Consider the following 14,029-nt stretch of genomic DNA (forward strand, 5'->3'; position numbering starts at 1 on the left):
ACCGTGCGACCGATCGCGTTCGGACCACAGGTATGTACTGATCTGGCCGGCGGTTCGACTCGGGAATGGCTCCTACCCGACGGTTTGGGTGGGTATGCCATGGGGACCGTCACAGGGCTGCGAACTCGCCGTTACCACGGGTTGCTGGTAGTGGCCGGAACAACACCGGCGTCCCGCATGCTGGGCCTCGCCTCGCTCGACGCCGTCGTGACGCTGCCCTCCGGCGCGCGGGTGCGGCTCGGCGGCCACGAGTGGGCCGGCGGGGTGATCGAGCCGCGCGGGCACGAACTGCTGACGTCGTTCGAGCTGATCGACGGCGTACCGCGATGGCGCTGGCGGATCGGGGACGTGGTCGTCGAGCGGGAGATCGCCGCGGTCCACGGCCGGGCGGCGGTCACGGTCGTGCACCGGCAGATCACCGGCGGACCGGTCCGGATCACCCTCGAGGCCCTCTGCGCGTGGCGCAACGCCCACGGCGAGCAGGGGCCGTCGCTCTCCGTGGCGCCGACGGCGGACGGCTGCATCGTCGAGAACGCCTACCGGATCGCCGGGCCGGGCTTCGCCTCGGCCGGCGAGTGGTTCCAGGGCGTCCGGTACCGCGAGGAGCGGGCGCGAGGCCTTCAAGATCAAGAAAATTTGTGGTACGCCGGGAGCTTCCACGCCGAGTTGGAAAGTCCCGTGGAGGTCGTCGCCTGGGCCGGAGACCTGGCCTCGCCACCCGCCCCGGGCGCGGTCGGCGCGGCCCGGCGCCGCCATCGGGAAGTGGTCGCCGCCGCGGCCCCGGCCGACTCGACCGAGGCCGCCCTCGCGCTCGCCGCCGACGCGTTCGTGATCAAGGGACCGGACGTCGTCGCCGGCTATCCGTGGTTCGGGGCGTGGTCGCGGGACACGATGATCAGTTACGAGGGGTTGTTCCTCTCCTGCAATCGAGCTGCCGAGGGCCGCGAGCTGCTTCGCTCCTACGCCGCGACGCTGTCCGAGGGGATGCTCGCGAACACCGCGGACACGGGCGACGTGGAGTACAACACCGCGGACGGGACGCTCTGGTTCCTGCACGCGGTCGACCGGCACGTGACGGTCACCGGGGACGACGACCTCTTCCACGAGCTCTATCCGGACCTGAGAGGTGTGATCGAGCACCACCTGGCCGGCACCCGCTACGGGATCCAGGCCGACCCGGCCGACGGGCTGCTCACCCAGGGAGTGCCCGGGGAGGCGCTGACCTGGATGGACGCGCGCGTGGACGGGGTGGCGGTCACCCCCCGTACGGGGAAAGCGGTTGACATCAACGCGTTGTGGATCAACGCTCTCGCACCGCTCGGCTTCGAGTCGCTGCACGCCCAGGCGCGGGACAGCTTCGAGCGCTCCTTCCCCACCCTGACCGGGCAGCTGCAGGACGTGCTCGGCGATCACACGCTGCGACCGAACCAACTGCTCGCCTGGTCGCTGCCGCACGCGCCGCTGCGGCCGGACCCGGCGGTGCTCGGGCGGATCGGGGCGGCGCTGCTCACGCCGATGGGGTTGCGCAGCCAGGCGCCGGGGACGCCCGGCTACCACGGGCGGCACGCGGGCGGGCCAGGCGAACGGGACAGGGCGTACCACACCGGGACGGTCTGGCCGTGGCTCACCGGGCCGTACGCCGACGCCTGGCACCGGCTCGGCACCGGCATCCCCGACGTGCTCGCCGACGCCGAACGGCACCTGACCGAGTACGGCCTCGGGTCGATCTCGGAGACCGCCGGCGGGGACGCACCGCACCCCGGCACCGGCTGCCCGTTCCAGGCCTGGTCGGTCGCCGAACAACTCCGGGCGCGGAAACTCTGAGGTTCCGGCGTCGCACCCGTTCTGCAACCGTCGGACGGAACGCTGGAATCATGGATCGCAACCGGGCATGGCGGCTCTGGCTCGTCGTGGTCGCCGTCTGCGCGCTGCTCCGCGCCGCAGGACAGATGCTCGGATGGCCGTTCCTGGCCTACGAGACCGTCTACATGACGATCACGTGCGGCACCCCGCTGATCATCGTGGCCGGGATCCTGCTCCACCGGCCGGCCCGCCCGGCCGGGTGGATCACCCTCGCCGCCGGGCAGGTCTGCTACGCCGCCGCCGACGTGAACTACAGCTTCGACGTCTGGACCACCGGCGGGACGACCGAGCCGACCCCCAGCGACGTGCTCTACCTGAGCAGCTCCCTGCTGGCCGGCGTCGCGGTGATCATCTTCATCCGCCGCCGCACCCCCGGCTGGGACCTCGCCACCGGACTCGACGCCCTCGTCATGGCGATCAGCGCCAGCATCCTGAGCTGGGAATTCTTCATCGAACCGGTGGCCGGCGACTCGGACCTGTCGATGTCCGCGAAACTGACCGAGGCGGCGTACCCGATCCTCGACCTGATGCTGCTGATCCTGGCGATCCGGCTGGTGCTGCGCTCCGGCGGGCGCAGCCCCGCGGTCCGGCTGCTGCTCGGATACCTGCTGCTGATGTTCGCGGCCGACACCGCGTACGCCATCGTCGGTCTTCTCGGTGGATCCAACACGACCGAACCGTTCACCGGCGCAACCTGGGTCGTCTCGCTCGGCCTGCTCGCCGCGGGCGCCCTGCACCCGGCCATGCGCGACTTCGACTCGCGCAGCCAGGTCGCCGCGCCCGACGCCACCCCCGCCCGGCTCACCCTGATCACGTGCTCGGTGCTGATGGTGCCCGGCCTGCAGTTCGGCGAACACCTGGCCGGGCGCGCCGTGAACATCCCGCTCACCAGCGCCGCCTGCGCGGTGATGTTCCTGCTGGTCGTCGCCCGGATGGCCGGGCTCGTCGCCGCCCAGCGGCGAGCCGCCGACACCGACGGCCTGACCGGGGTGCGCAACCGCCGGTTCTTCGAGGAGACACTCGCCACCGAATGCCGGCGGGCCGCCCGCGCCGGTTACAGCCTCGGCCTGCTCATGATCGACATTGACCACTTCAAGAAAATCAACGACACGTACGGGCATCCGGGCGGCGACCGGGTCCTCCGCGAACTCGCCCGGCGACTCGCCACCGGCGCCCGGGCCGGAGTCACCCTCGCCCGGTACGGCGGCGAGGAGTTCATCGCCGTGATCCCGCACCTCACCGCGGCCGAACTGCTCCCCCTCGCCGAACGCACCCGCAAGGCGATAGCCGACCTGCCCGTCGAGGTCACCGACCAGACCCTGATCACCGTCACCGCCTCGGTCGGCGCCGCCACCGTCCCCGGGCCGGTCGCCGACCCGGCCGAACTGCTCCGGGCAGCGGACGAGGCCCTGTACGCCGCCAAGTCGGCCGGCCGGAACCGGGCGGTGATCGCCCCGGAGGTCCACACCCCGGCCCCTACCAGAAGCTGAGCCGCCGCGCGGCTTGTCCACACCAGCCGGTCGTCCACAGGAAGACGCCGCGCTCACCCGTCTCGCCCCGCTCTTCCGCGATAATGGTGCGTGGGCGGTCTGCCCCCTTGGTAAGGGTGGGGCCTACGCCGGCCGAACTCATGATCACGTGCCGGCGGGTGTCGCACGGCATGTTCACACCTCGGCAACCGGGCGTGGATAGGTTCGAGGCATGCCAGCCTCCGAATACGTCCGGAACCTGCGTGACCGGGTCGGCCAGGAACTGATCATGTTCCCGACCGTGTCGGCGATCGTGCTGAACGACCGCGGCGAACTGTTGCTGCACCAGCGCAGCGACAACGCGAAGTGGAACCTGATCGCCGGCCTGATGGACCCGGGCGAGCAGCCGGCCGACGCCGTGGTCCGCGAGGTGCAGGAGGAGACCGCGGTCCAGATCAAGATCGAACGGCTGGCGGGGGTGGTGTCGCATCCGGTCACGTACCTGAACGGGGACCGTTGCCAGATGGTCAACACGTTCTTCCGCTGTCGCGCGGTCGGCGGGGAGGCCCGGGTCAACGACAGCGAGTCGCTGGCCGTCTCATGGTTCCCGCTCGACGGCCTTCCCGAGCTCGACGAGTTCACGCGCCGCATGCTGGCCGTCGCGCTGGACGACGATGCCCCGCCGTATTTCGCCCCTCCCGGGGAGGGCGGTTTCTAGCGGACCCGAACCCCGCCGCGGCGGGGCGGCCGGCGCTACGGGGCAGCCGGCCCTGCGGGCAGCCGGCGCTACGGGGCAGCCGGCCCTGCGGGCAGCCGGCGCTGCGGGGTGTCACCGGCGATCGGCACACCCCTGAGCATCAGCCGCGCGGGCCCGGCTCGCTCCCGGCGGTCGTACCGGCCCGCCGAGACAACGCTGAGCATCAGCCGCGGGCCCGGCTGGCCCCCACAGGTCATACCGGCCCGCTGAAACACTGCTCAGCGCCGGCTGAGCCGGCCCGGCCGGCAAGCCGGCCGGGGCCTGTGCCACGCCCGCTGGCGGCCTCAGGCTGGGACGCGGCGCCGGCTGGAGCGGCGCGCCCAGACCGGGCGCGGCTGAAGCGGAAACGGCTGGCTCAAGGGGCGGCTGGGGCGGGGGCGGCGGGAACGGTGGGGGTCAGGCGAGCCAGCCGGGGCGGATCAGGCCGGCCTCGTAGGCGTAGACGACCAACTGGGCCCGATCACGCGCCCCCAGCTTGATCATCGTGCGGCTGACGTGGGTCTTGGCGGTGGCCGGGCTGATCACCAGCCGCGCCGCGATCTCGTCGTTGGAGAGGCCCTCGGCGACCAGTGCCATCACTTCACGTTCGCGGTCGGTGAGCTGGTCGAGTTCGCGGGGCGGGTCGGGGCGGCGGGCCGCGCCGGCGCCGGCGAACTCGCCGATCACCCGGCGGGTCACGCTCGGGGAGAGCAGCCCGTCGCCGGCGGCCACGGCGCGGACGCCGCGGATCAGTTCGACCGGCTCGGTGTCCTTGACGAGGAATCCGGAGGCGCCGGTCCGGAGGGCTTCGAACACGTACTCGTCGAGTTCGAACGTGGTCAGGATGACGACCCGGGTGTCGGCGCATGCCGGGTCGGCCGCGATCCGCCTGGTCGCCTCGAGGCCGTCGACGCCGGGCATGCGGATGTCCATCAGCACCACGTCGGGCCGGGTGGCCCGGACCAGGGTCACCGCCTGGACGCCGTCGGCGGCCTCCCCGACGACCTGGATGTCCGGTTCGGCGTCGAGCAGGGCGCGAAAACCGGCCCGGACGAGCGCCTGGTCGTCCGCCAGCACCACCGAGATCATTGTTCCCCCTCTGAAGAAGTGGCGGTCGGCAGGATGACGGTGACCAGGAAGCCGCCGGTCGGTGGGCGTCCCGCCTCGAGCCGCCCGCCGAGGCTTTCCGCCCGTGCCCGCATCCCGGCGATGCCACTGCCCGTGTCACCGTCGGCGGCGAGCGGCGGCGCCGGCCCGCCGTTGCGGACGGACAGGTAGAGCGCGCCCGGCAGGTATCCGACGGCGACGTCCGCCTCGGGCTGGGGCCCGGCGTGCCGGCGCACGTTGGTGAGGGCTTCCTGCACGATCCGGTACGCCGCCCGGTCGACCTCGGCCGGCAGGTCCCGCGGTTCGCCGGTGACGATCGTGCGGACCGGGATGCCGGCGGTCGTGGTCAGTTGGTCCAGCATGACCAGCCCGAGGGCCGGCTGCCGGGGCGCGGCCTCCCCTTCGGTGCGCAGGACGCCGAGCACCGACCGGACCTCCCGCAGCGCCTCGGCGCTGGCGCTCTTGATCGCGGTCAGCGCCTCGCGGGCCTGTTCCGGCCGCTGGTCCATGAGGTGCAGCCCGACCCCGGCCTGCACGTTGATCAGTGACAGGTGGTGGCCGAGCACGTCGTGCAGTTCCTGCGCGATCCGCAGCCGTTCCTCGGAGGCCTGACGTTTCTCCTGCTCCTCGCGGCGGCGGGTCTGCTCGGCGCGGGTCCGGGCCTGCTCGGCGTAGTTCTCCGCGCGGATCCGGGCGGCGCCGCCGAGCAGGATCACCACACCCAGCACGGTGGCGGCGAGGCAGGCCTGCCCGGTCTTGGGTTGTGCCCACGAGGCGATGCCGAGCAGCCCGGCCAGACCCATGGTGACACCCAGCCAGACGCCCCACACGAGGGTGGCGCAGAGCAGGGCGGTCTGGCGACGGCGGGTGCGGGCCAGCGAGAAGAGCGCGACGACCGGGGCCACCCCGTAGACCTCGTGGAGCACCAACTGGGTGAGCAGGACGATCGAGACGGCCGAGGTGAGCAGGAAGACGGTGACCGGCGCGCGGTGCCGCCAGAACAGCAGGAGCGGGCCGGCCAGCAACAGCAGCGTGGTGGTGTTGTCCCACGGGCGGTGCAGGAGGCCGTGCGTGGAGAGGATGTTCGTGGCGACCATCTGGATGACCGTCGCGATGATCACCGCGTTGGGCGGCCACCCGCCGTGCACCTGCCACACCCGCTGCCGCCACCGCACGCCGGGCCGCTCCGGGTCACTCCCGGGCGTGCTGTCGAATCGGCCGATGCGGAGCGGACCAGGGATGTCAGGGGCACCGCAGCCGTCGAGGCCGGGGTGCCCGTGCGACCCCCGGCGCCGGTTGCGGCCGCGCTTGCCCATGCCGCCGAAACTACGTCACCCCGGCGGCGCCGGCATCGGCCCTGGGTCCGGATCCGCGCGTACGCCCGTGGGCGTATCCCCGGCCCACGGCTACGCCCACGGGCGTACGGGAAATGCTGGTGATCGTGAAGAGAATGCGTCGCCGAGCCGACGCCGCGGCCTTGCCCGGAGCGGACCCTGGGGTGAGGAAAACGTCGAGGAGGACAACGTGTATCCCGAACGAGTGACCCGGCTGCGGACCTCCGACACCGAGCGTGAGCAGACCGCCGAGATCCTGCGGGCCGCGATGGGCGAGGGCCGGCTGACCCTGGACGAGGGTGCGGAGCGGATGACGGCCGCCTATGCGGCGAAGTTCCGTGACGAGCTGGCCGCGCTGACCGGGGATCTGCCGCCGCTGCGCCGGCCCGCGACACGCCGGTCCGTGCAGCGGCAGGTCAGTTTCACCATGATCCTGGCGGGTGTCCTGATCGGCCTCTGGGTGCTCTCCGGGGCGCACTTCTTCTGGCCCGCGCTGCCCCTGTTCTTCCTGTTCATGAGCGTTCTCCGGCACGCCCGTCACGGCCGGGGCGACCTCGGCCGGCCGCACCGGGTGCACCTCGGGCATTGACCGTGATTGTCGGGTGGCCGACTCCACTCCGCTGTGGACGCCCCGGTCGTTGATCTTCGTCCCCGCCTCTGCGACAGTGTCGCAGTTTGTTCGGGGAGGGACGACGCACATGATGGGACCGTCGCACGCACTGTCGGGGGCGGCCGCCTGGCTGGCCGGCAGCTGGGCGCTTGACCAGTTCGCTGACTATCACCAGACACCGCTGATGATCGGCGTGGGCACGGCGATGGCCGCCGGTGGCGCGTTGCTGCCCGATTTTGATCTGTCGGGCAAGGTGACCACCAACCAGGGTGGCGCCACCGTGGCCCGGACGTTCGGCGTGATCTCGCTGTTCGTGGCCGAGGTGATCGAGAAGATCTCGCTGGGCATCTACACCGCGACCCGGCAGAGCCGTGACCCGAGGCGGGACCACGGGCACCGGACGTTCACGCACACGCTGCCGTTCGCCGCGCTGGTCGGCTGGGGCACCACCGCGCTGGCCGCGCACTACGGCAAGTGGGCGGTGGTCGGCATCATCTTCTTCATGGCCGGCCTGGCGCTGCGCGGCCTGTTCGAGAAGTGGGCGGAGAAGGCCGGCTGGCTGATCGTCACGCTCGCCTCGGCCGGCATCGCCTGGTTCACCGCGGCGAACCTGGCGGGTGACCGCGGCTACCCGCTGCTCGGCTTCGCGGTCGGCGCGGGCTGCGTGGTGCACCTGCTCGGCGACATGATCACGAAGAACGGTGTGCCGATCTTCTGGCCGATTCCGACCGGCCGGGGCCGGATGTGGCGCATGATCGGCATCCCGAACCAGTTCGCGGTGAAGGTCGGCGGCAAGACCGAGACGGTCGTCCTGACCACCGCGTTCACGATCATCTCGTGTGTGTCGCTGGTCGGGCTCTTCGCCCCGGTCCTGCTGGAACGCCTGCACCTGGACGTCTGGGCCGCCAAGTAGGAAAGGCCGCTCCCGGGGAGCGGCCTTCGGCAAACCGGAAGATTCCCGATTCAGTACGACGTGAGCCGGCCGGCCGCCTTCTCGACGATCCGGTCCAGGGGCAGCGTGGCATCCACGCCCATCCCGTTCTCGTCCGGTGCCAGCGGCTCCAGGACGGCGAACTGTGACGCCACCAGCGTGCTCGGCATGAAGTGCCCGGCCCGCCCGCTGACCCTGGCCGTCGCCACTTCCGGGGTCAGCACGAGGTGGACGAAGAACGCCTCCGGATTCCCGCCCCGCAGCACGTCCCGGTACGCCCGCTTGAGCGCCGAGCAGGACACCACGAGGTCACCGTCCTTCATGGTGTCCGCGATGGCGGCCAGCCAGGGCGCCCGGTCCCCGTCGGTCAGGGGCGTCCCGGCGTGCATCTTCGCCACGTTGGCCGGCGGGTGGAAGTCGTCGGCCTCGGCGTAGGGCAGGCCGAGACGTGCCGCGAGCGCCTTGCCGACCGTGCTCTTGCCGCAGCCCGCGACACCCATCACCACGATCGGCATCATTGCGCTCCCCCGTCGTCTCAGTCGATCGAGTAGGCCAGGTTCGGCCGCAGCCAGCGTTCCACCTCGGCGACCGGCATGCCCCGCCGGGCAGCGTAGTCGTCGATCTGATCCTTACCCAGCCGGCCGACCGTGAAGTACTTGGCGTCGGGGTGGGCGAAGATCAGGCCGCTGACCGCCGCGGCCGGGGTCATCGCGAACGACTCGGTCAGGCCGACCCCGATCCGGCCGGTGTCGAGGAGCTGGAACAGGTCCTTCTTCTCGCTGTGGTCGGGGCAGGCCGGGTAGCCCAGGGCCGGGCGGATGCCGCGGAAGCGCTCGGCGTGCAGGTCGGCCAGGTCCGGCTTCGAACCCGGCTCGAACCAGTCGCGGCGGGCCTTGAGGTGCAGGTATTCCGCGAACGCCTCGGCCAGCCGGTCGGCCAGCGCCTTGACCATGATGGCCTTGTAGTCGTCGTGCTCGGCCTCGTACTTCGCGGCGAGCTTGTCGGCGCCGTGGATCGCCACCGCGAAGCCGCCGAGGTGGTCACCTTCCCACGGGGTGCCCTTCCGGTTTCCGTCACGGGCAGGCGCCGGGGCGATGTAGTCGGCGAGGCAGCGGTTGGCGCGACCGGCCGGCTTCTCGGTCTGCTGGCGCAGCATCGGGAAGCCGCGCCCCCCGTCCAGGATGATGTCGTCGCCCTCGGCGTGCGCCGGCCAGAAACCGTACAGCCCGCGGGCCTGGAACGAACCCTCGGCGATGATCTGGTCGAGCATCGCGTTGGCGTCGTCGAAGAGCTCCTTGGCGACCGGCTCCTTGAGGATCGCCGGATACTTCCCCTTCAGCTCCCAGGCCAGGAAGAGGAACTGCCAGTCGATCATCTCGCGCAGCTCGGCGATGGTCGGCTGCACCTCGCGGACACCCGTGAAGGCCGGCGTCGGCAGCTCGGCGAAGTCCACGACCTCCCGGTTGGCCCGGGCCTGGGCGAGCGTGAGCAGCGGCTGCGCGTGCCGCTTCTCGTGCTGCTCGCGCAGCCGCTCCTGCTCGGCCCGGTTCGCCTCGTCGAGCTTGACCGCGCGGTCGGCGTCGAGCAGGTCGCCGACGACGCCGACGACGCGGGACGCGTCCAGGACGTGGACGGTGGAGCCGTCGTACGCCGGGGCGATGCGCACCGCGGTGTGCTGCTTCGACGTGGTCGCTCCGCCGATCAGCAGCGGCAGCTTGAGCCCGCGGCGCTGCATCTCGGCGCCGACCGCGACCATCTCGTCCAGGGACGGCGTGATCAGGCCGGAGAGCCCGATCGCGTCGGCGCCCTCGGCGATCGCGGTGTCGAGGATCTTCGCGGCCGGGACCATCACGCCGAGGTCGATCACCTCGTAGTTGTTGCAGCCCAGGACCACGCCGACGATGTTCTTGCCGATGTCGTGGACGTCGCCCTTGACCGTGGCGAGCACGACCTTGCCCTGACCGCGGGAGCCCTCCGTCTTCTCCTTCTCCATGTACGGCAGGAGGTAGGCGACCGAGCGCTTCATCACGCGGGCGCTCTTGACGACCTGGGGCAGGAACATCTTGCCGGAGCCGAACAGGTCGCCGACGATGCTCATCCCGTCCATCAGCGGGCCTTCGATCACGTCGAGCGACCGCGGCAGCTTCAGCCGGGCCTCCTCGGTGTCCGCCTCGATGAAGTCGACGATGCCGTGCACCAGGGCGTGGCTGAGGCGTTCCTCGACGGTCGTCTCGCGCCAGGAGAGGTCGACCTCACGCTTGGCGCCGCTGCCGGTGACCGTGGAGGCGAAGGTGACCAGGCGGTCGGTGGCGTCCTCGCGGCGGTCGAAGAGCACGTCCTCGACGAGCTCCAGCAGATCAGCCGGGATGTCCTGGTAGACGGCGAGCTGACCGGCGTTGACGATGCCCATGTCGAGCCCGGCCTGGACCGCGTAGAACAGGAAGGCCGAGTGCATGGCCTCACGCACCACGTCGTTGCCACGGAACGCGAACGACAGGTTGGAGATGCCGCCACTGGTGCGGGCGCCGGGGCAGCGCGCCTTGATCCGCGGGAGGGCGTCGAGGAACGCCTTCGCGTACCCGTTGTGCTCGGCGATGCCGGTGGCGACGGCGAGCACGTTCGGGTCGAAGATGATGTCGGTCGGGTCGAAACCGTCGGCGACCAGCAGGTCGTAGGCGCGGCCACAGATCTCGACCTTGCGGTCGGCCGTGTCGGCCTGGCCCTGCTCGTCGAAGGCCATCACGACCACGCCGGCGCCGAAGTCCCGGATGCGGCGGGCGTGCTCGAGGAAGACCGCCTCGCCCTCCTTGAGGCTGATCGAGTTGACCACGCCCTTGCCCTGCACGCACTTGAGGCCGGCCTCGAGCACGCCCCACTTCGAGCTGTCGATCATGATCGGGATCCGGGCCACCTCGGGCTCGGTCGCGATCAGGTTGAGGAACGTGGTCATCGCCCGCTCGCTGTCGAGCAGGTCGGCGTCCATGTTCACGTCGAGCAGGTTGGCACCGCCGCGGACCTGGTCCAGCGCGACGTCGACGGCGGCCTGGTAGTCCTCGCCCTCGATGAGCCGGCGGAACTTGGCCGAACCGGTCACGTTGGTCCGCTCGCCGATCATGACGAAGCCGGTGTCCGGCCCGATCGCGAACGGCTCCAGGCCGCTGAACCGGGTGGTCGGCGCGGGCGGGGCGATGACCCGCGGGGCGGTGCCGGCCACGGCCTGCGCGACCTGCGCGATGTGCGCCGGGGTGGTGCCGCAGCAGCCGCCGACGATGTTGACCAGGCCCGACACGGCGAACTCGCCGATCAGGGCGCCGGTCTCCTCCGGCGTCTGGTCGTAGCCACCGAACGCGTTCGGCAGCCCGGCGTTCGGGTGGGCGGCGACGAACGTGTCCGACAGGCGGGCCAGCTCGGCCACGTGCGGGCGGGCCTCGGTCGCGCCGAGCGCGCAGTTCAGCCCGACGACCATCGGGTGGGCCCGCTCGATCGAGCGCCAGAACGCCTCCACGGTCTGCCCGGAGAGTGTGCGGCCGGAGAGGTCGACGATGGTGACCGACACCCAGAGCGGCAGCTCGGGGGCGACCTCGTGGGCCGCCGCGATCGCCGCCTTGGCGTTGAGCGTGTCGAAAATGGTCTCGATCATGATGAGGTCGACGCCGCCTTCGGCGAGCGCCGAGATCTGCTGCGCGTACGCCGTCTTGACCTGATCGAACGTGACGGCGCGATAGGCCGGGTCGTCGACCTTGGGCGACAACGACAGCGTCACGTTCAGCGGGCCGACGTCGCCGGCCACGAACCGGCGCCGCCCGTCGCTCGCCTCGGCCTCGTCGGCGGCCTGCCGGGCCAGCGCCGCGGACCGCCGGTTCATCTCGGGGACCAGGTGCTCCAGCCCGTAGTCGGCCTGGGCGATGCTGGTCGCGGTGAACGTGTTCGTCGTGACGATGTCCGCGCCGGCCGCGAGGTACTGCCGGTGCATGTCGAGGATCACGTCGGGACGGGTCAGACTCAGCAGGTCGGGGTCGCCGGTGACGTCCTGCTCGTGGTCGGCCGGGATGAGGTCGGCACGGTAGTCGGCCGGGGTGAGGCGGGCGCCCTGCAGCAGCGTGCCGGCAGCACCGTCCAGCACCAGGACCCGCTCGGCGAGCAGCTCGCGCAGCGTGGTGACGGACTGAGTCACGGGTACACCTCCGAGAGAAGTCGGAGGCGCCCTTGTTTCGGGAGGATCACCGGTCGAGCGTGACGGGTTGTCCCGCTGCAGCGCCTCTCGGCCGGACCAACAACTTTACCCACTTCCTCACTTCGCATCGGCATAGCAACCAACTTCTGAGACGTCGAGCGGGAACCGCACCGCACTGTCGCCGAAGAGCATCCGGCCGGCCCGGGCGGCGCACTCGCGGACCGTGCCGGCGACCTGTCCGGCCTGGTCGGCGGGGCAGTGCACGACCACCTCGTCGTGCACGAACAGGACCAGCTCGGCGCGGGTGCCGGCCAGCGCGGTACGCAGTGTGGCCAGCAGGACCAGCGCCCACTCGGCGGCGGTGGCCTGGATCACGAAGTTCCGGGTGAATCGTCCCCTCGCCCGGCCGGGTGGCGGCGCCGCCTCGTCCGGGGGATCCAGCCCGGCGTCGCGCGGGGCGGACGCCGGTGGGCAGGTGCGGCCCAGCCAGGAGCGGACCAGCCCGCCGTTCTCCCCCACCCGGGCGGCCTGCTCGACGTAGTCGAAGGCGGTCGGATAGTGCCGGCGGAGCACGGCCAGGGCCGGGATCGCGTCGCCGCCGGTCTGCCCGTACATCGCGCCGATCAGGGCGACCTTGGCCTTGGCGCGGTCGCCGTCGAACGAGTCGCGGGCCAGCTCGGCGTAAAGATCCCCACCGGCCGCGGCGCGGGCCAGCCCCTCGTCGCCGGAGACCGCGGCCATCACCCGGGGCTCCAGCTGGCCGGCGTCGGCGACCACGAACCGCCAGCCCGGGTCGGCGATCACCGCGCGACGCACGACCTTGGGCACCTGCAGGGCGCCGCCACCGCGCGCGCCCCAGCGACCGGAGACGACGCCGCCCGGCACGTACTCCGGGTGGAAGCGGCCGTCGCGGACCCAGGAGTCGAGCCAGGTCCAGCCGTTGGCGGTCCAGATCCGGTAGAGCTCCTTGAACTCCAGCAGCGGGCGGACCGCCGGATGGTCGATCTCGCGCAGCACCCAGCGGCGCGTGTTCGGGATCTGGATGCCGGCCCGGGCGAACGCGCGGACCACCTCGGCCGGCAGGTCGGGATGCAGCCCCTGGGTGCCGAACGCCTGGTTGATCTCGGCGGTCAGCTCGGCGAGACGGCGCGGCGGGCCCATCGGCTGGGGCGGGCCGAGCAGCTCGCGCAACAACTCGTCGTGCACGTCGGCGCGCCAGGGCAGCCCGGTGTGGCCCATCTCGGCGGCGATCAGGGCGCCGGCCGACTCGGCGGCCACGAGCATCCGGAACCGGCCCGGGTGCTCGGTCAGCGCGAGGCGGCGCTGCTGATCGGCGTACGCCTCGATGAGGTCCTCGATCTTGATCTTGGGTGCCGCGGCCTCGAAGAGCACACCCTGGCTGAAGCCCGGCGGCTCGGCGTCGGGACGCGCCTGATCAGGGGGAACCGGGAGGCCGTGCAGCCGGGCCGTCACCGCGGCGAGCCCCCGTGGCTCACCCCAGCGACCGGCATGCCCGAGCAGCAGGGCCTCGGTCAGCTCGAGATCGTGACAGCGCGCGACCCGGACCCCGGCGCGCAGCAGCGCGGGATAGATGTCGGCGGTGGCCGGCCACACCCAGCGCGGCTGCTCGGCGGCCTCGCGCGCAGCGATCGCCGCCGGCAGGTCGGGCGCCTGATGAGGCGCTCCGACCGGCCGCCCGCCGGCATCCAGATCCTGGAGCCGGCCGTCGGGGAGAACCGCTACGAGCACATGGTCATTCTGCTCGGCCCGTACGACAGGTCAGGTCCGGTCTCGTGGGCCACGCG

General features: G+C 71.8%; 10 protein-coding genes. 5 read left to right on the forward strand and 5 right to left on the reverse strand.

Annotated elements, in window-relative coordinates:
* Positions 1 to 3: 3 nt before the first annotated feature.
* The 3 genes from ACH442_RS00715 to ACH442_RS00725 all read left to right on the forward strand — a co-directional run bounded on the left by ACH442_RS00715 (position 4) and on the right by ACH442_RS00725 (position 4,050).
* Positions 4 to 1,824 (forward strand): amylo-alpha-1,6-glucosidase, encoded by a 1,821-nt coding sequence (locus ACH442_RS00715; protein WP_396121005.1) that lies wholly within the window; start codon positions 4 to 6, stop codon positions 1,822 to 1,824.
* Between the two features lie 50 nt (positions 1,825 to 1,874).
* Positions 1,875 to 3,353, forward strand: a complete 1,479-nt coding sequence (locus tag ACH442_RS00720; protein ID WP_396120445.1) for a diguanylate cyclase — start codon at positions 1,875 to 1,877, stop codon at positions 3,351 to 3,353.
* Positions 3,354 to 3,564: 211 nt separating this feature from the next.
* Positions 3,565 to 4,050, forward strand: a complete 486-nt coding sequence (locus ACH442_RS00725; protein ID WP_396120446.1) for an NUDIX hydrolase — start codon at positions 3,565 to 3,567, stop codon at positions 4,048 to 4,050.
* Positions 4,051 to 4,485: 435 nt separating this feature from the next.
* Here the strand turns inward: ACH442_RS00725 and ACH442_RS00730 are convergent, their stop codons facing one another.
* A complete protein-coding gene (locus tag ACH442_RS00730; RefSeq protein ID WP_396120447.1) occupies positions 4,486 to 5,157 on the reverse strand; it encodes a response regulator in 672 nt (223 codons plus the stop codon).
* Positions 5,154 to 6,491, reverse strand: coding sequence for a sensor histidine kinase (locus tag ACH442_RS00735; protein WP_396120448.1), 1,338 nt, complete (start codon positions 6,489 to 6,491; stop codon positions 5,154 to 5,156). Before ACH442_RS00735 ends, ACH442_RS00730 begins: the two co-directional genes overlap by 4 nt.
* A gap of 208 nt (positions 6,492 to 6,699) precedes the next feature.
* Between ACH442_RS00735 and ACH442_RS00740 the strand changes: the two genes are divergently transcribed.
* Positions 6,700 to 7,098, forward strand: coding sequence for a DUF1707 domain-containing protein (locus ACH442_RS00740; RefSeq protein ID WP_396120449.1), 399 nt, complete (start codon positions 6,700 to 6,702; stop codon positions 7,096 to 7,098).
* Between the two features lie 109 nt (positions 7,099 to 7,207).
* Complete coding sequence (locus ACH442_RS00745; protein ID WP_396120450.1) at positions 7,208 to 8,032, forward strand: metal-dependent hydrolase; 825 nt, start codon at positions 7,208 to 7,210, stop codon at positions 8,030 to 8,032.
* A 50-nt stretch (positions 8,033 to 8,082) separates the two neighbouring features.
* On the opposite strand, the gene ACH442_RS00750 is transcribed toward ACH442_RS00745, so the two are convergent.
* The 3 genes from ACH442_RS00750 to ACH442_RS00760 form a co-directional block, all read right to left on the reverse strand.
* On the reverse strand, positions 8,083 to 8,568 hold the full coding sequence (locus ACH442_RS00750; protein WP_396120451.1) for a gluconokinase: 486 nt from the start codon (positions 8,566 to 8,568) through the stop codon (positions 8,083 to 8,085).
* A gap of 17 nt (positions 8,569 to 8,585) precedes the next feature.
* Entirely contained in the window at positions 8,586 to 12,224 is a 3,639-nt protein-coding gene (metH, locus tag ACH442_RS00755; protein ID WP_396120452.1) for a methionine synthase, read from the reverse strand.
* Between the two features lie 117 nt (positions 12,225 to 12,341).
* A complete protein-coding gene (locus ACH442_RS00760) occupies positions 12,342 to 13,973 on the reverse strand; it encodes a bifunctional 3'-5' exonuclease/DNA polymerase (protein ID WP_396120453.1) in 1,632 nt (543 codons plus the stop codon).
* Positions 13,974 to 14,029: the final 56 nt, after the last annotated feature.

Origin of the sequence: Actinoplanes sp. NPDC020271 (assembly GCF_044388125.1) — a bacterium.
Classification (GTDB): Bacteria; Actinomycetota; Actinomycetes; order Mycobacteriales; family Micromonosporaceae; genus Actinoplanes.